Genomic DNA, 26204 nt, shown 5'->3' on the forward strand with positions numbered 1-26204 from the left:
AGTTATACCTCGATTTCAGCAGGCGCTAGAATATTCAGGCTTTCAGTATTGGTTACTTTTGGCAGACGCGTTTCGGTTACTTTCCAACCGGGATGAATCAGCGTGCCAGCGTATGGGCCATCGCCTACCACTCGACCTTCTAGTTTGATCTGTTTTGCATCATAACCAGATGGCACTTCTACACGACTATTTTCTGCCGCGGTGTTCACTACATCGATAGACACGACATCAATGGTAAAATGTTGCTTCAATACTTTCGAACAACCTGCGTGAATTTGGCGAGATGCCGCCCCCACATCCGCATCACTGTAATCATCGATGCTTTCTTGAATAAAGTCGATAAAGCGCGCTTCCTGTTGCAATAGTTGCAATAACTGATGCGCACCGTCAGCGTTGACAGTGTCCAACACAGGCGCAGCGACTTCGATTTCACGAATTACTTCAACTTCTTCTGTAATGACTTTTGGTTCAACTTCAAAGGCAAATTGCTCGCCTTGACCAACCGTGTCACAGCGAGCGGCATAGTCGCCGCTCCCCATGTATTTAAAAAACTGACCAAATGCGCCAAAAAAGCGCGGTACAAATGAAACTGGTTTTATTTTATTCGTCATAATTTACCCGTTTTGCATCTCTTCAAGCTCTAACCAACGCTCCATGGTTGTTTCAAGCTCTTCTTCTTTGTGAGCTAGCTTTGCTAAGGTTTTTTGAACTTTATCCGCATCACCAGCATAAAATTCTGCTGCGCTGGTTGTTACATGTAAAGCCGCAATTTCTTCTTCCAACTTCGCAATGGTCGCTGGCATATCATCAAATTCGCGCTGAATTTTGTAACTTAGCTTGGCTTTCGGTTTGGCTTGCACAGTAGATTTCTGGCTAGCATCTTCCGCTTTTTTTGCTTCTGCTTTGGCTTTTTCTTTTTTGCTTGGGGCGTCATCTGTTTGGGAAGTAGATTCTGTTGGGAATTTACCACCTTGACGAATCCAATCTTGATAGCCGCCAACGTATTCTTTCACTCGGCCTTCACCTTCAAAAGCAATCACGCTGGTTACAACGTTATCTAGGAAAGCACGGTCATGACTTACCAATAACAAGGTGCCATCGTAGTTCATCAGTAACTCTTCAAGAAGCTCCAATGTTTCTACATCAAGATCGTTGGTTGGCTCATCCATAATCAAAAGATTAGCTGGGCGAGTAAATAGCTTCGCAAGCAATACACGGTTTCGTTCGCCACCAGACAAGGCTTTTACTGGCGTACGAGCACGCTCAGGTGGAAAAAGGAAATCGCCAAGATAGCCGATAACGTGTTTGTTCTGGCCATTGATTTCGATAACGTCTTTGCCTTCACCAACGTTTTCAGCAACGGTTTGTTCTGGATCAAGTTGCTCACGTAGCTGATCAAAATACGCCACGTTAAGTTTAGTACCTTGACGAACCAAACCTGTCTCAGGCTCAAGATCCCCTAAAAGAATTTTCAGGAAGGTACTTTTACCACAACCATTTGGACCGATCAGACCAATTCGGTCTCCACGATTCACAATAAAATCCATTGGTTGTAGGATCACTTTGTCTGCAAAAGAGTGACCAACTTGAGTGAATTCCGCCACCAGCTTGCCAGACTTATCTTTAGTCTCAATCGCCATTTTTGCATTGCCTTGACGATTAATACGTTCAGAACGTTCTTCACGTAATGCTTTCAAAGCACGAACTCGGCCTTCGTTACGAGTACGACGCGCTTTAATTCCCTGACGAATCCATACTTCTTCTTCGGCCAAACGTTTGTCGAACAAGGCATTTGCGCGCTCTTCTTCTTCAAGCATTTTTTCTTTAAAGGCTAGGAACGCATTAATATTACCGCTGAAGGAAATCAAATTACCGCGATCAAGTTCGATGATACGGTTAGCCAACTTCTCTAGGAAGCGACGGTCATGGGTAATAAACAAGATCAAACCACGAAATTGCTGCAGCTGTTGCTCCATCCATTCGATGGTCGGAACGTCCAAATGGTTAGTTGGCTCGTCTAGTAGCAACACATCCGGATTGGAAATTAACGCTTGCGCTAAAATAACACGACGACGCCAACCACCAGAAAGCTCAGACATCAATTTGTCAGCTGGCAAAGCCAAACGTTGAATCATATGATTCACACGCTGCTCTAAATCCCAACCTTGAATTCGATCTAATTCAGTTTGAATATCACCTAATTCATTTGAATGGTCATTCTCGAAATCTTCTAATAACTTAAAGTAACGAGTCATTAATGAATGTGCTTCACCAGCACCTTCACTGACCACTTCACGTACGGTTTTTTCATTTGCATCAGGCAGTTCTTGCGGTAACTGTCCGATGGTCATGCCACCTTCTAGACGAACCATACCTTCATCGGCAATTTGCTCACCTGAAATGACTTTTAACAGTGTAGATTTACCTGCACCGTTACGACCGATAATTGCAACACGCTCTCCAGCTTCTGCTGAAAAACTGATTTTTGACAGCAGCGGATTATGCCCAAAAGCAACACTGATCTGTTCTAAAGACAATAGACTCATATCTATCCATATAAAGTAAAAATTTTGTGGCAGTATAGTATCATCCTTCTAAGCGAAGGTTCATCAAATTGACGTGACTAGTGATTAAAAAGAAACGCTTTTTTGCGCTCAGAAATTTTTTTTAGCGACTTCACTCAGAAAACAACAATTTAATCTCGCTATTCTCTTTACAAGGTTTAAACAAAACTTCTTCCTTCCTCATTATTTCTGAATATACTTAACCAACATAACGATAAACTTTCTGGTTCATGGAGTAACAAATGGAGTTTAAAAGTAAGGTAGGGCCAATTACTGCTGTGGTCATTGCCATCGCAACCGTGACTTGGATGTTTGCAGGAGGCAATGGTATTACGGTTAGTCAAACTGAAAAAAAGCCCAATGAAGATACCGTTTCATCTCAGGCAAAAGAAAGCAAACTTGCGTATCCAGTTCAAGCCAAAACATTAATTACCAAAACCATTGAAATGCACTTGCCATTAAGCGGAAAGACCTTAGCAGATGAGACTTTACAGCTTATTAACAGTTATCAGGGCCGCATAATAAAATTACCTGTAGAAAAAGGTCGTTTTATTAAAAAAGGCTCATCTATAGTGCAAATAGACACTCGCACGCTAAAGATTCAAATAGAGCAAGCTGGCTTACTCGTCAAACAAAAACAGCTTGAACTAGATGGCATAAGAAAACTGAATGCAGGTAATTTGACTTCAAAGGTCAATCTAGCCCAAGCAGAAACAGACCTAGCGTCAGCCAAAGCAACAGAAAAAGCATTACAAGTTGATTTGGAAAATGCAAACGTAACAGCACCATTCTCTGGCATATTGAACACATTAAACGTGCAAGAAGGACAAGTGTTAGCGGTTGGTGCGACTATTGGCACTCTAGTTTCAGTTAACCCAATCAAAGTTAGTGTCAATATTCCTCAAAATAAGATTCAACTTATAAAGCTTGGCACTCAAGGTAACATTCGTCTCGAATCTGGCTATGAGGCAGAAGGCTTTGTTTCTTATATCAGCACGACCGCTAACGAATCTAGTCGTACTATCAGTGTCGAAATGCAGGTAGATAATCCAGACAATGCGATACCTGCTGGTTTAACTGCTGCCGTTGATTTCATTCTAGATCAACAAAGAGCTCATGCTTTTTCACCAGCACTACTGACCTTAGATGATTCAGGCAGAACGGCTATAAAAACTATCAGTATCGACAATACTGTCGTTGTATTACCTGTAGAAATCATTAAATCAGAACGCGATCAAGTATGGGTACGCGGCCTTCCAGATAATGTGAACATTATTACCGTCGGACAAGGTTTTGTGTCTGCGGGTGATAAAATTGAAGCTCACTACCAAAACTAAGGAGGCCCAATATGCAACTATTAATTGAGGCGGCCTTAGCTCGCTCTCGAACTGTACTGATGTTTTTCGTCCTCATATTAATTATGGGTACGGTTTCTTACATCGAAATCGCCAAAGAAAGTGATCCTGACATTACCATTCCAATGGCTTATGTCTCTGTTTCTTTAGACGGCATTTCACCAGAAGATGCTGACAGCTTGTTGGTTCATCCGTTAGAAAAAGAACTCAAAGGGCTAGAAGGTTTAAAAGAACTAAAATCTACCGCCTCTGAAGGTCACGCCTCTATCACGCTTGAATTCGAATCCGGTGTAAATATTGACCAAGCAATTAGCGATACTAGAGACAAGGTAGATAGAGCTAAAAGCGAATTGCCTGACGATGCCGATGAACCGACCGTAACAGAGGTAAACCTTTCAACATTCCCTGTACTACGAGTCAATTTATCTGGCAATGTAAGCTTCGCAACACTCAGCCGTATTGCAAAAAACCTGCAAGATTCTATTGAAGCGGTTGATGGCGTATTAGAAGCAAAAATTAGTGGTGACCGAGACCAACAAGCACAGATCATCATTCGTCCCGAGCAACTTGAATCATATAACCTTTCTCTGGCTGACGTTGCGAGTTTTGTTTCTGGCAATAACAAATTGGTTGCGGCAGGTAATCTAGATACTGGCGCTGGGCGCTTTTCTTTAAAAGTCCCCGGCCTACTCAAGACAAAAGAAGACATTCTGAATTTGCCAATCAAGGCTGATGGCGATCAAGTCGTCTTACTAGGCGATATTGCAACAGGCGAACTAACTTTTGAAGATCCAACCAGTTACGCTCGAGTAGAAGGCAAACGCAGTATAACACTTGCCGTATCCAAACGAGTCGGCGTAAATATTATAGAGACCATTGAAGCAATTAAAGCCACAGTAAAGAACGAAAGCGAACAATGGCCAGATGGTGTTGAATACGACCTTACTGGTGATAAATCCATCGACATCGAAACCTCTCTAAACGATCTGTTCAATAACGTTTTGGCAGCAACCTTGCTAGTTATGATAGTTATTGTCTGGGCACTTGGCGTACGAAGCGCCATATTGGTTGGCCTCGCTATTCCTGGCGCCTTCCTCTCTGGTATTTTGGTTCTCGATTTACAAGGCTACACCATCAATATGGTGGTGTTGTTTGCCCTAATCCTTAGTGTTGGCATGCTGGTAGACGGCGCTATCGTTGTCACTGAGTATGCAGACCGCAAACTAGCAGAAGGCGCGTCCAAGCGACAAGCTTACAGTGAAGCAGCTAAACGCATGGCATGGCCAATCACGGCCTCTACTGCTACTACTTTAGCAGTTTTCATGCCATTGCTTTTTTGGCCCGACATAGTTGGGGAGTTTATGCGTTTTATGCCGATTACCATCATAGCGACGCTTTCTTCGTCTTTGGTAATGGCGTTAATTGTATTACCCACCATCGGTTCTATTATTGGCAAAAAAGGTGCCTACACCGAAAAAACCATGCATGCCTTACGCATCACGGAAACGGGTGACCTAAGCGAACTTACTGGACCAACAGGTTTCTATGGAAGAACGTTAACTCGCTTAGTCGAATATCCTATTTGGGTTTTACTATTCACCATTGCTCTGCTGCTTAGCATTTTTGCTAGTTATGGTAAGTTTGGTAAAGGCATTGAGTTTTTCCCTAATATCGAACCCGAATCCGCTAATTTGGATATACGAGCCCGGGGTGATCTTTCTTTAGAAGAAAAAGATGCTTTGGTAAGACAAGTCGAGCAACAAATTATCGGCACAAGAGAACTAAAAAGTGTCGTCGCAACATCTTACGCCACCCCTGGAAATGGCGCTGCACCAGATAGTATTGGCTCCATTAGTATGGAGTTTATTGAGTGGTACAAACGAGACTCCGCTGGCGCTATTTTGGATCGTATACGAGAAAGAACTAAGCAAATACCCGGCATTGAAATCAGCGCAGAAAAAGAACAAGGTGGGCCACAATCTGGGGCTGATATCCAGCTACAGCTTAGTTCCAATTACACTGAAGCCCTTAATCTTGCCGCTGATGAGATCAGCAAACAGCTATTGTTGAGAGATGAGATAATAACGGTTAGCGATGACAGATCCCTGGCTGGTATTGAATGGCGTATTGATATCAATCGCGAAGAAGCCAGTCGATACGGAGTCGACGTTAACAGTCTCGGCAATGTCATTAAACTAGTTACAACAGGTATAACTCTGAGCGATTTCTTACCGGAAGGAGCCGATGACAAAATTGATATTGTTTTACGCTATCCCGTTAATCAACGCAGCCTTGATCAATTAGATCAACTGCAGATCCCTACAAACCAAGGAAGTATTCCAGCCAGCAACTTCATTCATCGATATGCAGCACCGAAGCAAGGTGTGATAAACAGGACCGATGGCAAAAAAACCATTAAAATTGATGCCGACGTGAAAGACGGCTTAGTCGTTGATGAAGTAATAAAAGCCATAAAAGTAAAACTAAATGCAGCAGGTATAGATAAATCTGTTAGCTATGAGTTCCGCGGCAACACTGAAGACCAACAAAAATCCATGGTATTTTTGATCAAAGCATTTGGTGTAGCGTTTTTCATCATGGCGATCATTTTGGTGACTCAGTTTAATAATTTCTTCCAATGTTTATTAATTCTGAGTGCGGTAATCTTTTCAACCATGGGTGTATTCATTGGCCTAATGGTAAAAGGGCAGCCATTTGGCATTGTAATGAGCGGGGTTGGTGTTATTGCTTTGGCAGGCATTGTGGTTAACAACAATATCGTTCTAATCGACACTTTCAACGGTTTGCGTAAACAAGGCATGTTGGTGCGTGAAGCAGCAATCAGAACAGGCGTTCAGCGTCTCAGGCCTGTTATGCTAACCACTATCACAACTATCCTTGGCTTGGTGCCTATGGTGTTTCAATTCAATATTGATCTGATTCACCAATCCTTCAGCATAGGTGCACCATCGGCGCAATGGTGGACACAATTATCCACGGCCATTGCTGGTGGCCTCACCTTTGCCACACCATTAACGCTTATTCTGACGCCCTGTTTATTGGTTTTAGGCTATCGACGTAAAGAGCGAAAGCAGCTGCAAGCATTAGAAGAACAGTCATTGGAAAGAGAAACTCCAAAGGGAGAAACACAAGACCAGCCGTTTGGAACGGCTGACAATAAGAACGCACCTGACAAAGACAACTAAAATTTAGCTGTCAAAAATAGAATAACTGAAAACAAAAAAGCGGATTTAGAAAACCTTCTAAGTCCGCTTTTTTATAACCGATTATTTGGTTACAAATGAGGCTTAAACCAATTGGTCTAACGCTTCTTTAACATCCGCAATAATATCGTCGATATCTTCTAAACCAACAGAGACACGAATCAATCCTTCTGTAATACCAGCTTTGGCTTTTTCATCGTCCGTCAATCGCCCATGAGTCGTAGTAGCTGGATGAGTCACCAAAGTTTTGGTATCACCCAAGTTGCCTGTAATCGACATCAATTTCGTGGCATTAATGACCGCCCAAGCAGACTTGCGACCACCTTCCACTTCAAAAGACAACAATCCGCCAAAGTCTTTTTGCTGTTGTTTAGCCAGCTCATGATATTTGTGGCTCGGCAATCCGCCGTAATTTACTTTAAGCACTTTAGGGTGCGCTTCTAAATATGTAGCCAGCTTCATAGCGTTTGCAGAATGTGCTGTCATACGCAAAGACAAGGTCTCTAGACCATTTAACAACACCCAAGCATTAAACGGACTCATACATGGCCCAGCACTACGCATAAAGGCAGTGAAGACATCAACTATTTCTTGGCTGGCAATTAAAGCCCCGCCCAAGCAGCGGCCTTGACCATCAATAAATTTAGTCGCTGATTGCATGACAATATCAGCACCTTGCGTCAAAGGATTCTGCAACGCTGGTGTCGCTAAAACCGTATCAACACAAAGCAACGCACCTTTAGCATGCGCCAAGGCAGCCACACGAGCAACATCAACCACTTCATACAGTGGATTAGAAGGCGTTTCGAAATAACAAAAACGTGTATTTTCGTTAATCGCCTCTTCCCATGCTGCATAATCTGTCGCATCCACATAAAGCACTTCAACACCAAATTTTGTTGTATAGGCATTAAAAAACTTAACTGTTGAGCCAAAGATATTGCGGGAGCAAACAACCCGATCACCTGCACTTAACAAACTGTAGGCCAACGTCATTAATGCCGCCATGCCAGAACTTGTTGCAATAGCAGCTTCGCCTTTTTCTAAGGTCGCTAAGCGCTTTTCAAATAACTCTACTGTTGGATTGGTAAAACGAGAGTAAACATTACCATCCTCTTCACCGGAAAACTTCCCTGCCGCCTCTTCTGCACTACCATAAGCAAAGCTCGAGGTCATAAAAATGGCTTCGCTGTTTTCTTGCTCTTGCGTTTGACGAATACCTGCACGAATCGCATTCGTTGCATCTTTATAATCAGCCATTACTTCACTCCAAGACATGCTTCAAAAAATCTTTTCCCAAAAACAACTAAGCCAGGCGTGACCTGGCTTAGTTTTATCCGTCACGAGATAATGCAAATATTACATAGGGTGCATCATATCGCTAGCTTGGTCTTCAACCGCAGCTTTATTTAAGTCATTACGCGCGCCTTCAATGCCTGCCAAGTAAGCAGCATCAATATTGCCTGTAATATATTTTGCGTCAAACACAGACGTATCGAATTCACGAACATCTGAATGCTTCTCATCTATACATGCATCTATCAAATCTTGCAAATCTTGGAATATCAATTTATCAGCACCAATTAATTTGCAAATTTCATCAACATTACGATCATGTGCAATAAGCTCTTTTGCTGCAGGCATATCGATACCGTAAACATTCGGGTAACGAACTTCTGGCGCAGCTGATGCTATGTATACTTTCTTCGCACCCGCTTCTCTCGCCATCTCTATGATTTCTTTACTCGTCGTACCACGAACAATGGAGTCATCAACTAGTAATACCGTTTTATCTTTGAATTCAAAAGGCACAGGGTTCAGCTTTTGACGTACAGATTTTTTACGAATAGCCTGACCCGGCATGATAAACGTACGACCGATATAGCGGTTTTTAACCAAACCTTCACGGAACGGAATATTTAATGTTTGTGCGATTTGCAAAGCAGCTGTTCGGCTTGTATCAGGAATTGGAATAACCACATCAATATCATGATCTATCCATTCACGCTGAATTTTTGCTGCAAGACGATCCCCCATATTAATACGTGCTTTGTATACTGAGATGCTGTCAATAACGGTATCGGGGCGAGCAAAGTACACATATTCAAACAAACAAGGACGCGCTACTTTTTTTGGTGTGCACTGACGGACATGAACATTGTGGTTTAGATCAAAAAAGATCGCTTCACCTGGCTGAATATCCCGCTCAATTTTGAAGCCTGCCGCATCAAGCGCCACACTCTCAGAAGCGACCATATATTCAACGCCCTCATCTGTTTGACGGGAGCCATAAATCAATGGGCGAATGCCATCTGGATCACGGAAAGCCAAAATACCATAACCTGTGATCAGAGTGACTACCGCATAGCCGCCTTCGATACGCTTGTAAACACGCTCAAGCGCATTAAAGATATCTTCAGGTGTTGGCACCAACTTCCCTTCTTCATGAAGTTCGTGAGCCAAAACGTTTACCAAAACTTCAGAATCAGAAGTTGTATTGATATGACGCAAGTCAGATTCAAACACTTCTTGTTTCAGTTTAGCGGTATTCGTTAAATTACCATTGTGTGCAAGTGAAATGCCGTAGGGAGAGTTAACATAGAAAGGTTGAGCTTCTGCTGAACTAGAAGTCCCTGCCGTTGGATAACGGACATGCCCAATACCTATGTTACCGTGTAGTTTTTTCATATGGCGAGTGCGAAATACTTCACTCACCGGACCATTGTCTTTGCGTAAACATAATCGTCCGTTATGGCTTGTAACCATACCCGCAGCATCTTGCCCACGATGCTGAAGAAGGGTTAACGCATCAAAAATTGCTTGGTTAACCACAGACGTGCCTACGACACCAACGATACCACACATGTTCTAGATCCTCGTGTTGGGGAATTGCGACAAACGCCGCAAAGGTTCTTTATCTATTTGATTGCTACTTCGAGCAACTAATTTCCAAGGGCGCGATCAATGAGAGACGAATCCATAAGATCCGAGCTCTTGCCTAACATATCACGCGTCCAGTCATTCAACTGACCCAGTTGAGGGATCAATTGTGAAGTTTTCCAAAACTCAGTTTTTTCTATCGCTGGACTCAAGCTCAATAAAGAAACGAAAGCCACAACAATCAAACCACCACGAGCAAAGCCAAATAACATGCCTAATACTCTATCAGTGCTCGACAAGCCCGTTACTTGAATCAGAGAACCCAGTAAAAAACTCACCAAGGACCCAACAATTAACGTTGCTATAAATAGGGAAACAAAAGAAACAATATAACGAATCTGGTCATTTTGAACTTGATCAAGAAGCAATGCCTGCATCTGATCTGAGAACTTTACCGACACAACAAAGGCAACAACCCAAGTAAGAAGTGATAAAACCTCTTTAACAAAGCCTCTTTTTAAACTCAAAAGAGTAGAAAGAACCACTACAGCAATAATCAACCAATCAATTGTCGACATTGAACTTATTTGCCCCATGAATACCTCTAAAAATCGCTGCGAAGTTTAACAGATGCCTAGGATTTTCCAAATACCACGACACCAAACCTCGAACTAATTCACTGAATATTTAACAACAATTCCGTTTAAGTTAAATTTTTTCTTAATCTCTTCACGCATTTTTTCGGAGGTTTCTCGCTTGAATTCAGGACCAACATACACTTTATAAAGTGAATTGGTCGTCAAACTGTAGGCATCATAATTTGCCCCTTTAAGCTTTTCGACTAAACGAACAGCATTTTCTTTGCTCTTAAAAGTAGCAATCTGAAGTACCCAACGATCAGCAACCTGCACAGGTGCCGATTTTTCAACAGGCTCTTTCTCTACTGCAGGTTTCGCTTCTGGTTTGGCCTCAGGTTTAGCGGAAACAGTCGACTCCACTCCACTAATACTTGAAACGTCATTCGCAGATTGAGGAACTGGAATCAAACGAATATCCTCTGCCGCCCTATCTTCACCAATTGATTGCTCTATCGGTAAATTATCGACAGACTGAACTGGGGCAATTTCAACAATGGGAAAAGCCGGAGGAGTAGTGACTTGAACCTGAACATCAAGCTCAGCTGGACGCTCACCATCCAAAATCAAAGGTAATATTATGGCCGCTGATAACACCATAATACCGGCGCCAATAAGTCTGTATGTAATGGTTCTATCTATCATAAATCACTCTTTTGATTGATTAAGCGCCAAATAATCCGAGACAGTTACAAAGGAACCAAAAACAATCACTGAACGCTGCTCATCTTGAGCTTTCACTAAAGCTGAACTAAAAGCATCACCAACAGACTGAAAAGCCTTTGCGTTTAAAGCGAGAGAAGGTGAACTATGCACAATATGCTTAACAAGCTCGCTTGCCTTTGCCCCTCTTGGTCCAGCTAAATCACAACAAAACCAATCAGAAAAACAGCCTGCAAGATGCTTCATAACACTAGCAATATCTTTGTCTTTTAACATACCGCAGACAGCAACTGGTTGAATCGGCAAATTGCTTATGCGATGAGCTAATTCAATAGCAGCTTCAGGATTATGGGCCACATCAATGTACACATCAGGAAACGTAGCTACTTTCTGAAAACGCCCCATTAGCTGCGCACGGCTAAATAAAGAAACTAAATCAGCATGCGTAGGAGAAAAGCCCATATAAACCAAAACTGCAATAACTGTAGCTGCGTTTTGCAGAGGAAGTGATGGTATCGGCAATGTTTCAAACTGAAGCCCATCACCAGACCACGACCAGGTATTGCTATCTAACTCAAAGTGGAAGTCGACACCTTTTTGACGCAAATGCGCCCCCACCTCTAACGCTGTGCTAGCAATAGTACTAGGAGGATTAACAACACCACTGATGAGTAGCTTATCTTTTCTCGCAATGCCTGTTTTTTCTCGCGCAATAACATCTAGGTTATCGCCCAACCAATCTATATGATCCAAAGAAATAGAGGTAACAACAGCAACGTCGGTATCTATCATATTGACAGAATCCAAACGCCCACCCAGCCCCACTTCTAGCACCCAATAATCCAAGTTGGATTGATCGAAGATCCATAGCGCAGCAAGTGTACTGAATTCAAAATAGGTCAAAGTGATGCCTTCACGCGCCGCCTCAATTGCCTCGAAAGCACGACAAAGAATCTCATCGTCACAAGGCAAATCGTTCAATGCAATGCGTTCGTTAAAAGCAAGAAAATGGGGAGAAGTATAGGTACCAACAGAATAATTTTGCTCGCACAGATACTGAGTCAACATGGCGCAGGTTGAGCCTTTACCATTTGTTCCAGCTACAGTGATCACTTTATGCTTAGGTCTAGCTAAATTTAATCGAGCTAATACTTTGCTCCCTCTTTCTAGACCTAACTCTATTTCTGAAGGATGCTGGCTCTCAATATATGAGAGCCAGCTAGCTAATGACGTGTGCGTCATCTAATTAAGCAACCTTATTAGTCAGCAAAGACAGGATATTGTATAAGCGATTACGCATTTCATCACGTTTGATGATCATATCTAGCGCACCTTTTTCCAACAAAAACTCACTACGCTGGAAACCTTCAGGTAATTTTTCGCGAACTGTCTGCTCAATAACACGCGGACCAGCAAAACCAATCAAGGCATTTGGCTCAGCAACGTTCAAGTCGCCTAACATAGCCAAAGAAGCAGATACACCACCAAAAACTGGATCTGTCATAACAGAAATATATGGAATGCCTTCTTGCTTCAGGCGCTCCAAACCAGCACTTGTTTTCGCCATCTGCATCAAGGAAATTAGCGCCTCTTGCATACGCGCCCCACCACTGGCAGAAAAACACACAAGTGGAATACGTTTTTCCAAACAAACATTAACTGCTTGAATAAAACGTTCACCGACAATCGCGCCCATAGAACCGCCCAAAAAGCTAAATTCAAACGCAACAGCAACCACTGGCATTCCATTCAAAGCACCTTGCATCGCAACCAAAGCATCTTTTTCGCCCGTTGCTTTTTGAGCATCAGCCAAACGATCTTTATAGCGTTTCGAGTCTTTAAATTTTAATTTGTCCTCAGGCTCAAGATGAGCGCCGATTTCATGACGACCTTCTTTATCCAAAAAAATATCCAAACGACGACGAGCACCAACACGAAGATGATGATTACATTTTGGACAAACATCTAAGTTTTTTTCCAACTCTGGGCGATATAGAACATTTTCACATTTTGGACATTTTTTCCAAAGACCCTCAGGTACAGAACCTGCACTACGCTTTGATTCACTACGTACAATAGAAGGGACAAATTTATCTAACCAGCTACTCATTTACTTCTCCACATTTCTCGTTTGCTATCGCTTAAGCATCCATTTCATTTCGCATAGGCGATAAAATGGCGCTTAAAGCGTCAGCTATATATTCTTTTTGATGATCTTTATTTTCAGCGATAGCATTCACTAATACACTACCAACAATCACGCCATCAGCACATTTACTTACTGCCGCTGCAGTTTTTGCATCGCGTATACCAAAACCAACACCAATAGGTAAGGTGGTAATTTCACGTAATGAATCCACATGCTTCTTAACACTATCAACATCCAGTTCAGCAGAACCAGTTACACCTTTCACAGAAACGTAGTACACATAGCCTGATGCCAAGTCACAGATTTTCTTTGCGCGATCTGGTGTTGTCGTAGGTGACAGCAAATAAATAAGATCTATCTCGTTCTCTCGGAAGCATTCTACTACATCTGTCGCCTCTTCAGGAGTCAGATCTACTAATAAAATACCATCAACACCCGCTTCTTTTGCGGCATCTGAAAAAGCTTGATAGCCAAAAAACTCAATTGGATTTAAATAACCCATCAAAACAATAGGCGTTTGCTTATTACCTTGTCTAAATTCAGTAATAATTTGCAATACTTTTTTAACACTGGTGCCAGCTGCCAAGCTACGTTCACAGGCTAACTGAATTACTGGGCCGTCGGCCATGGGATCCGAAAAAGGCATACCAATTTCAATCACATCAGCCCCAGCATCAACCAAAGCATTCATCAAGGTCACTGTAGAATCAGGACTAGGATCGCCAGCGGTAATATACGGAATGAGCGCCTTTTTACCAGATTTTTCTAAATTTTCAAAACATTGTTTAATGCGACTCATACTTCAATCCCATCCAATTCTGCAACGGTAAGAATATCTTTATCACCACGCCCCGAAAGGTTGATCACAACAATCTTATCTTTATCCATGGTCGCCGCTAACTTCATACCGTAAGCCACAGCATGACTTGACTCAAGTGCAGGCATTATGCCTTCTAAGCGAGTTAAATCTCTAAAGCCATCCATCGCTTCATCATCATTAATCGCCACGTAGTTAGCGCGCCCGATATCCTTTAACCAAGCATGTTCAGGACCAACACCAGGATAATCCAAACCCGCAGAGATAGAATGAGTACCAATAATTTGACCATCATCATCGGCCATGACATAAGTACGGTTGCCATGCAGAACACCAGGGCGCCCAGCACTTAATGGAGCCGCATGGCGACCTGTTTCAATGCCATCACCACCCGCTTCAACTCCGTACATTGCGACACTTTCATCTTTGATGAATGGGTGAAACATACCAATGGCATTTGACCCACCACCAACACAAGCGACTAGAGCATCTGGCAAACGTCCCTCTTGAGCTAAACACTGAGCCTTAGTTTCGCGACCAATTACAGATTGAAAATCTCGAACCAATTTAGGATAAGGGTGAGGACCTGCAGCAGTACCTATAATATAAAAGGTATCATCCACATTCCCTACCCAATAACGCATCGCTTCATTAAGCGCATCTTTTAACGTTTTGGTGCCAGACTCAACGGAAATCACTTCCGCACCTAATAGCTTCATACGATATACGTTAAGTGATTGACGACGAATATCTTCCGCCCCCATAAATACCTTACAATTTAAACCCAATCGAGCAGCAACCGTCGCAGAAGCCACACCATGCTGTCCAGCGCCGGTTTCTGCAATAATGTTTGGCTTGCCCATATGCTTCGCAAGCAGAGCCTGACCGATTGTATTATTTATCTTATGAGCGCCAGTGTGATTTAAATCCTCACGCTTCAGATATATCTTCGCTCCACCTGCTTTTTTCGTTAGTCGCTCAGCAAAATATAGCGGTGAAGGACGACCAACGTAATGCGCTAAGTCATAATCGAAGGCGGCTTGAAAATCGCTGTCCTTAGACAGGCGTTCATACATCTCAGTCAGATCTTCCAACGCTGACATCAGCGTTTCGGAAACAAATATGCCGCCATAGGGACCAAAACGACCATGAGAGTCTGGTAAATCTAGATTAATGTCTTTGCTATCCACATTTCGCTCCACTAATAAATTCTTGAACCTTAAGCTCACTCTTAATGCCTTTAGATAATTCAACACCACCACTTACATCGACGGCATATGGCTTAACTTGTCTTATTGCTTGCTCAATATTACTTGGCGTTAAACCGCCCGCTAACACAATTGGTTTAGACAAGCCGACCGGTATTAAAGACCAATCAAATACTTCACCCGTTCCACCAGGAACGCCAGCTTTATAAGCATCTAGCAAAATAGCACTAGCACTTGGGTATTGATCCACCAAAGCAGCAACATCATCCCCTTGCTGTATTCTCAATGCCTTCATATAAGGGCGTTGATAAGAAATACATTCAGATTCAGGTTCACCACCATGAAATTGAATAGTCCAGCGGGAACTGCCACTTATTACAGATTGAACCAGAGATCTATCCGCATCTACAAATAAAGCAACTGGGGTTACGAATGGTGGTAACTGAGTAACAATAAAATTCGCCACATCAGGAGCAACATATCTGGGGCTTTTTTCGTAAAAAACAAATCCCAAAGCATCTGCACCATAGCGACACGCAACTAATGCGTCGTCTAAATTTGTGATCCCGCAGATTTTAACTCGGCAATTCATAAACTGGCTCGTCTACATAGGGTAAAAAATGAGGACCTAAAGGTCGTTTCGGTACATTAAAGACATCAGGGTATTGAGCGTCAACAAAATACAACCCTGTCGGTGGCGCTGTAATTCCACCCTTGGTGCGATCCTTTGCCTCTAAGGTCTGTTTTGCCCAAGAAACAGGTTTTTCGCCCGCACCAATAGACATCAAGACACCTGCAAAATTTCGAATCATATGATGCAAAAAAGCGTTAGCTCTAACATCTAAGACAATATATTGGCCTAGCTGCTGCACATCAAAGTTTAGGATCGTCCGTATAGGAGTATTGGCTTGGCAGCCAATCGCGCGAAAAGAAGAGAAATCGTGAGTACCCAGAAACACTTTCGCAGCTGCTTCCATAGCCGCAACATCAAGTGTTTTGTACGTCCAAGTTACCCCTTTGGCTAATATTGCCGGACAAAAAGCCGACGAATAAATAACGTATCGGTAACGACGGCTTAATGCACTAAAACGAGCATGAAAGTCATCTGAAACAGAACTTGCAGCCACAACGGTAATATCTGTGGGAAGATAAGTATTAACTCCTATCGTCCATGCACGTTCACTACGCTCAACATCAGTTTCAAAATGAACCACTTGGGCGCTTGCATGGACACCTGAGTCCGTTCGACCGGCACAAACCACCTTAACAGGATGATTTGCAATTATGGCTAACGCTTTTTCTAAATTCTCCTGAACACTTGGAACACCAAATTTCTGTGCTTGCCAACCCTTATACTCAGAGCCATTATATTCAACAACTAGTACTACTTTTTTAGTCACTTGGGAACATTCGCTCCATCATATTCTGTGCTTCAGCAATCTGCTGTTCATTACCTGACTCAATAACATCATCTAGAATAACTCGAGCACCCTCTTCATCACCCATATCCATATAGGCTCTTGCTAAATCAAGCTTGGTTGCAACTTCATCACCACTAGCATCAAAGAAGTCGAACTCTTCCTCTTCATCGCTAACTTCTTCATCTTCAGCCGCTTCAGCCTCGCCAAATGAAGGAACCTCTATTTCATCTTCCTCTTGCTGAGCCTCAGCTAATGTTTCTTCTATTGAATTAGCCAAAGAATCATTTGGAGTACCACTAAAGATAGACGACTCATCAACATCATCTTGATCAACATCATTTAATAGGCTCGAAACAAAAGACTCTTCTTCACTTTCAACCTCATCTTCCACATCATCAGAAACCGACTCAACAGCTTCTGGTGTCATTGTTGGTATATCATCCTCAACAAAGGTTTCCAGTTCATCTAGCTCATCGTCTTCATCAAAGTCTAATGCTGGATCAGACAAATCATCCGGTTCATCAAAAGACGCAAACATGTCATCGTCAATAGCATCGTCTTCTGCTGCACTTTCAAGTTCATCTTCCGGATCTTCAGATAAGTCTATTTTGTCATCGACCATTGGGTCAGTAAATTCTACAGAAGCAATATCGTCCCCAAAAGAACCAAAATCTTCAAGATCATCGTCTTCATCAGGCGTATCAAAATCAAAAGCGAAAGGATCTTCTTCTTTTAGCTCTTCTTTCTCTTCGATCCCATCGTCTAATGCATAATTAGCTGCCGCAGCTACAGCAACAGGCGCGACAACCGCAGCTGAAGAGAGATCAAACTCATCCTTTTTTAATGGGTCTTGCTCCTCTTGCTTCTTACCAGCTCTACGCATAACGAGGCCAATCAAGAAACCAAACAGCAGCAATACCACCGCACCAATTGATACAACGATTGGATTGCCGAATATCTTGTTAACAAGGGAGTTCTCTTCCGCCAGCTCTTTTTCTCGACGAATTTGATCTGCCTCTAGAAGCTGGTCAACAGTATTTTTTTGTTCCTGAAGAGCCTGCTGAGCGCTGGTAAATTGCTGTTGCAAATCTGCCATTTGTTTATCTTTTAAACTAATCAGCTGTTCAAGAGTTTCAAGCTGCTTGTTCAAATCACCCAATTGAGTTGATAATTCACCTTTTTCACGCCGCTCTTTGTCTAGCATTTCTTGTGAAGCAGATAACTCACCTTGCAAAGCATTTAGGGCAGCACTCTTATCATCACCAGCATTTGAGCTCGCAGCATTTTCAGGCAGTAAACTTTGCCCAGAAGCCAAGGTCAACTTATCACCGCCAGCTGCAGGCGCATTAGCTGCAGCTTTAGCTTTCGCTTGAGTATTTAATTGAGCTTGCTCAATAGCTGAGCTATTTTTAGAGCCTTTCAGTGCCATCCAAGCATCATGTTGACGTTGGAATTCTTCCTTTGAAATTGATTTATTAAAAAGTGCGATTTGATCCTGTGTCGGCAAACGCAGAATGGCACCTTCTTTCAAAAGGTTAATATTATCTGAATAAAAGGCATCTTTATTAAGCGCCTGAATCGCCATCATTGTTTGATAGATGGTTAGTTGATTCGTCGGACGATTTTGACCAGCGATAGACCAAAGAGTATTCCCTTTGACTACATTCAACTGACCTTTTGGGGACATTTTTTCCGCAGCAATAGTCGCTTGACGAAAAACTGATTGATTTGATGCCGACGTAACAGATGCAACAGGAGTGGATTGAACGACTTCTTTTTGAGATTTTTTAACCAATGCGGATTGATTTAATGGTGTCTGATATTCTCGAACAACCTGGCCGCTAGGCCAACGAGCAGCCAATATAAAGTGTAACTCATCTACTCGTAATGGTTGGTCAGATGACACAGCCACAACGAGATTACCACCTTCACGAACAACATCAAATTTCAACTGTGATAAAACTCTTGTCTGAGCAAAGCCTGCTTGACGAAATTCACTTTCACTGCCTAGACGAATCAATATGTCGTTGTTTGTTAAAGCCCCCACATCAGAAAGTTCGATTTTTCCGCGATAAGGTTCGCCCAAATTTGATTGAGAGGTCAACTCACCCAGTTCCAGTGCGTAACTGCTGGACACATATAGCGCGCCTGACACAGCAATACTAACGAGGGTTTTTCTGAGCATAAGCTTCCCTTTATTTACAAATTATGGACATAAATATCTAAACAAGTATCTTACACAGGTGATCATTTATCAATAGCTTTAGAATCAATGGTTTGCACTTAATGCAAGAGAGAGATAAAAAACATCAAAGCAATACATTTTTTACACCTAATGACTCAAAAAACCACTTCGAAAATAAAACCCCTGCACATAATCTACACCTATACGTCGAGCAAAAGCTAAGTCTTCCTCTACTTCGACCCCTTCAAGGATAACTTGCTTCCCCGTAGCATGAGCGAAATCAATTATCTTTGATACAAACACCATAAAATTAGCATCTAATCTCTTTTCTAGCACACATTTATCCAATTTAACCCATTCAACTAACTGCAATACAGCAACAGATAACATAGATTTTGGGTTGCATAAATCATCTAATGCAGTCCGAATACCCAATCCATTGAACAACTCAATCATAGATAAACTCATTAACGCATCACTTATTTCAGAATTTTCTATTAATTCAACCACAACACGATCTCGCCCCGCTGCCTGTATAAGTTCAACAAAGGGGTTATCTTCTGCATGCTGTCCGCATGCATAAAACGCATCCTGATCTAAATTAACAAACACTCTCTCCGAATTAGAAAGACTCTCCAGCTGTATCTTTTTTTGAGCAAGCTCCACTTGAAATAATAGCAATGGGTTGTCATGCAGTGCCGCATATACATAATCAGGCCTTATTAACTCACCACTTAGCGACCTAAACCTTGAAAGCGCCTCATAGGCAAAAAAATCACCTGTTTTCAATTCTACAATTGGCTGATACTCAACCCCAAATCGTCTAGATTCGACTAACTCTAACAACATCTTTTGTGATAACGAATCCATTTAAACAATCCTAAAAACAAACATTAATGATGCCCACATCAGCACAACAATTAATTATAAAAAAAAACCCCGCAAAAGAGCGAGGTTTTCTTTTATATCAATGGGTTAGAGAAGGATCACATCATCCCGCCCATACCACCCATTCCGCCCATGCCACCCATATCAGGCATGCCAGCGTCGTCTTTTGGCAAATCAGCAATCATTGCTTCAGTAGTGATCATAAGACCCGCTACAGATGCCGCTGCTTGAAGTGCAGAACGAGTTACTTTAGCTGGATCTAGGATACCCATTTCCAACATATCGCCATACTCGCCAGTTGCAGCGTTGTAACCAAAGTTACCTTCGCCTTTCTTCACTTTATCTACAACAACAGAGGCTTCAGCACCTGCGTTGATTACGATTTGACGCATTGGCGCTTCCATCGCACGTAGAGCAAGAGTGATGCCTACGCTTTGATCTTCGTTCTCACCTTTAAGATCAACAATTTTAGTAAGAGCGCGAACTAGAGCAACACCACCACCAGCAACAACACCTTCTTCAACAGCAGCACGAGTTGCATGAAGAGCGTCATCTACACGCGCTTTCTTCTCTTTCATTGCCAACTCAGTTGCTGCGCCAATTTTGATAACAGCAACGCCGCCAGCCAATTTAGCAACACGCTCTTGAAGTTTTTCTTTGTCATAGTCAGAAGAAGAGTTAGCAATCTCAGCACGAATTTGCTCAACACGACTGGTGATGTTTGCTGCATTACCAGCACCATCTACAATCGTTGTGCTTTCTTTTGTCAAAGTAACACGTTTTGCTGTACCTAGCTGATCAAGGGTCGCTGTTTCTAGACTCAAGCCCACTTCTTCAGAAATAACAGTAGCACCCGAAAGTACGGCGATATCTTCAAGCATTGCTTTACGACGATCACCAAAGCCTGGCGCTTTAGCTGCAGCTACTTTTACGATGCCGCGCATAGTGTTTACAACCAAAGTTGCCAAGGCTTCACCTTCAACGTCTTCAGCAATAATCAATAATGGACGAGAAGCTTTTGCAACGCCTTCCAATACTGGTAGCAAATCACGGATATTAGAGATTTTCTTATCAACAAGAAGGATGAATGGGTTTTCAAGTTCCGCACTCATAGTCTCTTGGTTGTTGATGAAGTAAGGAGATAGGTAGCCACGATCAAACTGCATACCTTCAACCACAGCCAGCTCATCCTCAAAACCTGAACCTTCTTCTACTGTGATAACACCTTCTTTACCAACACGCTCCATAGCTTCTGCAATGATTCTACCAACAGAGGAATCAGAGTTAGCAGAAATAGTACCAACTTGCTCGATAGCACGAGTATCAGTACAAGGTGTAGATTGCGCTGCAATCTCTTTTACAACTGCCGCAGCAGCTTGGTCGATACCGCGCTTAAGATCCATTGGGTTACGACCCGCAGCAACAGCTTTAAGACCTTCTGCAACAATTGCTTGCGCAAGAACGGTTGCTGTTGTTGTACCGTCACCAGCAACATCATTGGCTTGAGAAGCAACTTCTTTCACCATTTGCGCGCCCATGTTTTCAAACTTGTTTTCAAGCTCAATTTCTTTCGCTACAGTCACACCATCTTTAGTAACAAGCGGTGCACCATAAGATTTCTCAATAATAACATTACGACCTTTTGGCCCCAAGGTTACTTTTACTGCATCTGCAAGAACGTTTACACCCTTCAGCATTTGCTGACGAGCGCTATCTCCAAATTTAACTTCTTTAGCTGCCATTTTCTTATACCTTAACTGTTTAAATGCTATGAATCGTAATAGATCTGCAGGGCGACTTAGGCTTCAACAATGCCGTAAATTTCGTCTTCCTTCATGATAAGCAGTTCATCACCTTCGATTTTAACGGTTTGACCGGAGTATTGGCCAAACAACACAGTATCACCAACTTTAACGGCCAAAGCTTGCACATCGCCATTTGATTGAATACGGCCAGTGCCAACAGCCAAAACCTCGCCTTGAGTAGGCTTTTCTTTAGCAGATCCGGGAAGGACGATACCAGATGCAGTTGTTGTTTCTTCTTCTTTACGTCGAACAACGACACGATCGTGCAAAGGACGAATATTCATTGATCAATCTCTCCAATTAAAAACGATACCAGGACTCCCCTGGCTGGATAATCCTACTGATACATAGTAGGAATCTTTAACAAGGTTCTATATACGGCTATACAAGCCAATTTCAACCCTGAAAATAAATTATTTTTTATCTATTAAGTCATTGTCATCTTTAGGTTCTTTTGAGTACTCGCCATCAATCGTTTCACCTTGAGGTTGAGCGTCATAACCACCATAAGGCGCCCATTTAGACCCTTTTTTGACCATAGATGCAACAAAGTTAACCAAAAGACCTGCCGCAAATAATTTACGTAATGGAGGAATCAATAGTAAGCCACCAATAATATCTGTTACAAAACCAGGCATTAACAAGCACAAGCCTGCAAAAATTAGCATGATACCTTCAGCAACTTCAGAGGCAGGCAACTCACCTCGACGCATTTTCTCCTGCGCCTTAAGTGACGTTTCTAGCCCTTGCTTACGTATTAAAGTCACGCCTAAAATAGCCGTTAAGAAAACCAAGCCAACCGTTGCTAGTGCACCAATTTGACTACCAACCTTTATTAATACTGATAGTTCAATAACGGGAATGAGTATGAAAAGCAAAAGTGCAAATCTCATATTTACCTTCTTTGTTTTAAGTGTAGCTATTTATTTAAGGGCTAAATGTGGCGAATCAACCGATAGATAGATTTAAATCTCAGGTGTTTCATATTTTAAGTGAAATACCCAAGGGCGAATGCATTGCTTACGGAGAACTTGCAAAACTAGCAGGGTTTCCAGGCTATGCAAGGCAAGTTGGCAGTTTAATGAAAAACCTACCTAAAGACACTAAGCTGCCGTGGCATAGAGTCATAAATGCCCAGCGTCGCATTAGTTTCGCAGAAAACACAGATGGATATTTAAGACAAAAAGAAAAATTAGAAAAAGAAGGCTGGGTTATTGTGGGTAGTAAGCTGACTTTTAATGAAAACTCAATAAAGAAATAAGAGAGCCACCAACTAACAATGAATGGCGGCTCCGCAAATATATTTAGTCTCTGAAATTGGTAAATTGAACTGGCTGTGCTAAATCAGCACCGCGCAACAATGCCATCACCTCTTGAAGGTCGTCTCGTTTTTTACCTGTTACACGAAGTTGGTCACCCTGAATCTGCGCTTGAACTTTCGCTTTGCTATCTTTGATCATTTTAACGATTTTTTTCGCTTCGTCTGTTTCAAGACCTTCTTTCATTTTAACCGCTTGAGAAGCGCGCATATTTCCTTTAACGACATCTTCTTTTTCCAAACTTTTTAAATCAATGCCACGGCCAACCAATTTTTGATTTAAAATATCAGACATCTGGCGAAGTTGAGGCTCAGCCTCAGCTTCCATAACAACGCTTTTTTTGTCTTTAATTTCGTAGTGCGCTTTTACGCCTTTAAAGTCATAACGCGTTGTAATCTCTCTGTTTGCCTGATCAACTGCGTTAGTGACTTCGTGCCAATCTAACTCAGATACTACGTCAAATGATGGCATTTTCTACTCCTTTGCATTTTCAATAATGTATTTTGGGGTGATAATAACAGGGATTGAAATAAAACACCTAATGGAAACCTATTATGAAGAACACGCCTTGGTTAATCATCGGCGCTGGCGCTATCGGCCTATTTTGGGCTTGTAAGCTAGAAAAACTCGGCAATAAAGTCCATCTAGTGTATCGATCGGAGAACCCCGGTAAAAAGATCACCCTAGAATCTCTTACTGATGAAGAGGGGCAACAGCAAGTCAGTGTCTCTACGCATAAAATAAAAAGTTTCAAAGCGGAAGAGTTAACAGCTCAATACGATAAAGTACTGCTATGCACAAAGTCGTTTGATCTAAAAAATGCTTTCTCACAAATTGCAAACCACGTAACCAGTGATGCAAATATTGCCTGCCTATGCAATGGAATTGGGGCCCAGGAAGATCTTCAAAACATTTTATTAGACACCCAAAACCTGTGGGCAGGAACAACCAGCGAAGGTGTTTTGAAAATAGAAGCGAATCACATTAAACACACAGGCTTAGGCGACTCCTACTTTGGCCAATGGCGTATTACTTCTCCCGCGAAAGAATTCCCTATTGAAAATATGACAGTAACGAATATTCACCAAAGAATGATCGAGAAGCTCGCAGTCAATGCGGTAATTAATCCGATTACTGCTATTTTCAACATACATAATGGCGATATTCTTAATGATGAATTTAAGCCGCTAATCGACGCAACACTGTCTGAATTATCGAGTGTTTTTACTCATCCAAAATTTAGTTATGCGCAAGAGAGCCAACACCTTACCCAAGAAAACCTCAAAAACAGAGTGCACACTATTGCCCAGCTCACTCGTTTAAATAGATCTTCTATGCACGAAGATCTTAGATTACAGCGCCAAACTGAAAACAGCTTTATTTCAGGCTTTTTACTTGATAACAGCCCTATTGAATTGCCTGTACAGCGTTTACTTTTTGATGGCGTTGCCTATGCAGAGCAGAGAGAAGAGGTCAAAAAAAAGCTGCTAAGTCTTCCTTAGCAGCTTTTTCATCGATCAATTAAAGCTAAATTTTAGAGATCTTTTCTTTAGTAAGCAGTATTTTCTTCTCTTTATAAAGCGCACCTAATGCTTTTTTATAGGTTGCCTTACTTACTTTAAACACTGCATAAATAGCTTCTGGTGATGCCTTGTCTGTCAATGGAGATTCACCACCATGAGCATCTAAGTAATCCAGAATATCATCTAATATATTGCGCACTTTTTTGTAACCAACTTCTTGCAAGCTCAAATCAATCTTGCCGTCTTCACGCATCTGCTTGATAAAACCAACAGTTTTTTCACCCTTACGAAGCTGTCTAAAAGCATCTTCGAAAAATAGAACCCCCCAAAAGCGATTATCAATAACACACTTAAAGCCAATATTGGTTTTATCGCCGATAATAATAGAAACCTTATCACCTACACGATAAGGTGCTTCTTCGCGGTTCAACAAAGCATCTACTTTGGTGGTTGCAACAATACGGTTTGTCGCTTGATCTAGGTAGATGAAAAGCAAATGCGTTTCACCTTCCTCTACACGGTTTTTCTGCTGACTAAAAGGCACCAATAAGTCTTTCGGTAACCCCCAATCAAAGAATGCTCCAACTTGGTTTACTGCTATTGCAGTTAACGCAGCAAATTCTCCCACTTGAGCCTTAGGAAATTCAGTGGTTGAAATTAATTTATCATCTGAATCCAAATAAACGAACACTTCTACTTCATCGTCTACCGTCACGCCTTTTGGCACGTAACGCTTAGGGAGCAAAATTTCGCCTAATTGGTCGGCGTCTAAATACACACCAAAATCTTTTTCTTTAACGACTCTTAATGTATTTAAGCGCCCAATTTGTGTAGCCATGAGTTCTCCGGCAAGCAATTTTTTTCGCACTATACGCACTTCATTCATAAGCGCAATACAGATATTTTTAAGTCACAAGTTAACCATTATCTGCTTTCATACAACCAGCAAATATAGTATCTAACTTGGACTTCCCAAGCTCTTCCATTTTTTCAATATTTTGATTCGGTATCTCAGCTGTATCACCATAGAATTCAATCGCCTTATCAACACTAGCCTCTCTTAAAAGGTGCAGCATCGGATAAGGAGAACGGTTGGTGTAATTAGATACATCATCTGGCTCTGTGCCTGAAAAACAATAATCAGGATGAAAAGTTGCCAATTGATAAACTCCTTCACAACCTTGATCAAACATAAGATTTTCAGCGGTTTCTACAAAGTCTAAATAACGATGAAAATCATTAAATAAGGTTGGAAAAATCAGTAACGTCGTTTCTGTTTCTGGATGCTCATCCAGCCACTGAACCTCTGCCATCAACTCTTCTAGCGCCACATCCATCTTTTTGGATCGCAACACCATGCAACGTACGCTGTCTCGTTCCACTTCACGTTTAGCAAAAGGACAAACATTTAACGCCACAATAAACTCTTTTACCCATGTCATTGTTTGGGTGGTGACCAATTCATCTGATAGCAGCATAACGTGTCTTCTTATAAATATTTGTTAGTATTTTAGAGCAAAGCGTACAAAGGGTCTAACTTATCAAGCCATCATCTGAGGTTTAGATTT

At 41.9% G+C, this 26204-nt stretch carries 24 protein-coding genes; 4 read left to right on the forward strand and 20 right to left on the reverse strand.

Features of this window, described 5'->3' with window-relative positions; translation table 11 throughout:
• Nucleotides 1-2 precede the first annotated feature (2 nt).
• Complete coding sequence (locus tag BUA59_RS08020) at nucleotides 3-611, reverse strand: DUF2760 domain-containing protein (protein ID WP_072839197.1); 609 nt, start codon at nucleotides 609-611, stop codon at nucleotides 3-5.
• 3 nt (nucleotides 612-614) lie between these two features.
• A complete protein-coding gene (locus tag BUA59_RS08025; protein ID WP_072839198.1) occupies nucleotides 615-2546 on the reverse strand; it encodes an ATP-binding cassette domain-containing protein in 1932 nt (643 codons plus the stop codon).
• 260 nt (nucleotides 2547-2806) lie between these two features.
• On the opposite strand from BUA59_RS08025, the gene BUA59_RS08030 reads away from it, so the two are divergent.
• Nucleotides 2807-3901, forward strand: coding sequence for an efflux RND transporter periplasmic adaptor subunit (locus BUA59_RS08030; protein WP_072839199.1), 1095 nt, complete (start codon nucleotides 2807-2809; stop codon nucleotides 3899-3901).
• Between the two features lie 11 nt (nucleotides 3902-3912).
• Entirely contained in the window at nucleotides 3913-7125 is a 3213-nt protein-coding gene (locus BUA59_RS08035; protein ID WP_072839200.1) for an efflux RND transporter permease subunit, read from the forward strand.
• Between the two features lie 102 nt (nucleotides 7126-7227).
• Here the strand turns inward: BUA59_RS08035 and BUA59_RS08040 are convergent, their stop codons facing one another.
• The 15 genes from BUA59_RS08040 to BUA59_RS08110 all read right to left on the reverse strand — a co-directional run bounded on the left by BUA59_RS08040 (nucleotide 7228) and on the right by BUA59_RS08110 (nucleotide 22687).
• Complete coding sequence (locus tag BUA59_RS08040) at nucleotides 7228-8403, reverse strand: O-succinylhomoserine sulfhydrylase (protein WP_072839201.1); 1176 nt, start codon at nucleotides 8401-8403, stop codon at nucleotides 7228-7230.
• Between the two features lie 99 nt (nucleotides 8404-8502).
• Nucleotides 8503-10008, reverse strand: a complete 1506-nt coding sequence (gene purF, locus BUA59_RS08045) for an amidophosphoribosyltransferase (protein ID WP_072839202.1) — start codon at nucleotides 10006-10008, stop codon at nucleotides 8503-8505.
• 77 nt (nucleotides 10009-10085) lie between these two features.
• A complete protein-coding gene (locus BUA59_RS08050) occupies nucleotides 10086-10619 on the reverse strand; it encodes a CvpA family protein (protein ID WP_072839203.1) in 534 nt (177 codons plus the stop codon).
• A 75-nt stretch (nucleotides 10620-10694) separates the two neighbouring features.
• Nucleotides 10695-11303: an SPOR domain-containing protein gene (locus tag BUA59_RS08055; RefSeq protein WP_232617150.1), complete on the reverse strand. Its 609-nt coding sequence runs from the start codon at nucleotides 11301-11303 to the stop codon at nucleotides 10695-10697.
• A 3-nt stretch (nucleotides 11304-11306) separates the two neighbouring features.
• The gene (gene folC / locus BUA59_RS08060; RefSeq protein WP_072839204.1) at nucleotides 11307-12563 is read right to left on the reverse strand and encodes a bifunctional tetrahydrofolate synthase/dihydrofolate synthase; all 1257 of its coding nucleotides are present in this window, start codon (nucleotides 12561-12563) and stop codon (nucleotides 11307-11309) included.
• 4 nt (nucleotides 12564-12567) lie between these two features.
• Nucleotides 12568-13431: an acetyl-CoA carboxylase, carboxyltransferase subunit beta gene (gene accD, locus BUA59_RS08065; RefSeq protein WP_072839205.1), complete on the reverse strand. Its 864-nt coding sequence runs from the start codon at nucleotides 13429-13431 to the stop codon at nucleotides 12568-12570.
• Nucleotides 13432-13462: 31 nt separating this feature from the next.
• The gene (gene trpA, locus BUA59_RS08070) at nucleotides 13463-14269 is read right to left on the reverse strand and encodes a tryptophan synthase subunit alpha (RefSeq protein WP_072839206.1); all 807 of its coding nucleotides are present in this window, start codon (nucleotides 14267-14269) and stop codon (nucleotides 13463-13465) included.
• Complete coding sequence (trpB, locus tag BUA59_RS08075) at nucleotides 14266-15477, reverse strand: tryptophan synthase subunit beta (protein WP_072839207.1); 1212 nt, start codon at nucleotides 15475-15477, stop codon at nucleotides 14266-14268. The genes trpA and trpB overlap by 4 nt, the downstream gene beginning before the upstream one ends.
• Entirely contained in the window at nucleotides 15470-16087 is a 618-nt protein-coding gene (locus BUA59_RS08080) for a phosphoribosylanthranilate isomerase (RefSeq protein ID WP_072839208.1), read from the reverse strand. The genes trpB and BUA59_RS08080 overlap by 8 nt, the downstream gene beginning before the upstream one ends.
• Entirely contained in the window at nucleotides 16071-16895 is an 825-nt protein-coding gene (truA, locus tag BUA59_RS08085) for a tRNA pseudouridine(38-40) synthase TruA (protein WP_072839209.1), read from the reverse strand. Before truA ends, BUA59_RS08080 begins: the two co-directional genes overlap by 17 nt.
• Nucleotides 16888-19101, reverse strand: coding sequence for a motility hub landmark protein FimV (locus BUA59_RS08090; RefSeq protein ID WP_072839210.1), 2214 nt, complete (start codon nucleotides 19099-19101; stop codon nucleotides 16888-16890). Before BUA59_RS08090 ends, truA begins: the two co-directional genes overlap by 8 nt.
• Nucleotides 19102-19248: 147 nt before the next feature.
• Nucleotides 19249-19971, reverse strand: coding sequence for an EAL domain-containing protein (locus BUA59_RS08095; RefSeq protein ID WP_072839211.1), 723 nt, complete (start codon nucleotides 19969-19971; stop codon nucleotides 19249-19251).
• A 116-nt stretch (nucleotides 19972-20087) separates the two neighbouring features.
• Complete coding sequence (gene groL / locus BUA59_RS08100) at nucleotides 20088-21731, reverse strand: chaperonin GroEL (RefSeq protein WP_072839212.1); 1644 nt, start codon at nucleotides 21729-21731, stop codon at nucleotides 20088-20090.
• A gap of 56 nt (nucleotides 21732-21787) precedes the next feature.
• Complete coding sequence (locus tag BUA59_RS08105; protein ID WP_012069737.1) at nucleotides 21788-22078, reverse strand: co-chaperone GroES; 291 nt, start codon at nucleotides 22076-22078, stop codon at nucleotides 21788-21790.
• Nucleotides 22079-22207: 129 nt separating this feature from the next.
• Nucleotides 22208-22687 carry an FxsA family protein gene (locus BUA59_RS08110; protein WP_072839213.1) on the reverse strand — a complete coding sequence of 160 codons (480 nt, stop codon included), beginning with the start codon at nucleotides 22685-22687 and terminating at the stop codon, nucleotides 22208-22210.
• Nucleotides 22688-22734: 47 nt separating this feature from the next.
• On the opposite strand from BUA59_RS08110, the gene BUA59_RS08115 reads away from it, so the two are divergent.
• Entirely contained in the window at nucleotides 22735-23055 is a 321-nt protein-coding gene (locus BUA59_RS08115; RefSeq protein ID WP_139248848.1) for an MGMT family protein, read from the forward strand.
• 43 nt (nucleotides 23056-23098) lie between these two features.
• Here the strand turns inward: BUA59_RS08115 and BUA59_RS08120 are convergent, their stop codons facing one another.
• On the reverse strand, nucleotides 23099-23584 hold the full coding sequence (locus tag BUA59_RS08120; protein ID WP_072839214.1) for a YajQ family cyclic di-GMP-binding protein: 486 nt from the start codon (nucleotides 23582-23584) through the stop codon (nucleotides 23099-23101).
• An 83-nt stretch (nucleotides 23585-23667) separates the two neighbouring features.
• Between BUA59_RS08120 and BUA59_RS08125 the strand changes: the two genes are divergently transcribed.
• Complete coding sequence (locus BUA59_RS08125; protein WP_072839215.1) at nucleotides 23668-24615, forward strand: ketopantoate reductase family protein; 948 nt, start codon at nucleotides 23668-23670, stop codon at nucleotides 24613-24615.
• 25 nt (nucleotides 24616-24640) lie between these two features.
• Here BUA59_RS08125 and BUA59_RS08130 read toward each other — a convergent pair whose 3' ends face one another.
• Complete coding sequence (locus BUA59_RS08130) at nucleotides 24641-25474, reverse strand: CvfB family protein (protein WP_072839270.1); 834 nt, start codon at nucleotides 25472-25474, stop codon at nucleotides 24641-24643.
• 79 nt (nucleotides 25475-25553) lie between these two features.
• Entirely contained in the window at nucleotides 25554-26114 is a 561-nt protein-coding gene (locus tag BUA59_RS08135; RefSeq protein ID WP_072839216.1) for a DUF1415 domain-containing protein, read from the reverse strand.
• Between the last annotated feature and the right edge of the window lie 90 nt (nucleotides 26115-26204).

This window comes from Marinomonas polaris DSM 16579 (assembly GCF_900129155.1).
Classification (GTDB): domain Bacteria; phylum Pseudomonadota; class Gammaproteobacteria; order Pseudomonadales; family Marinomonadaceae; genus Marinomonas; species Marinomonas polaris.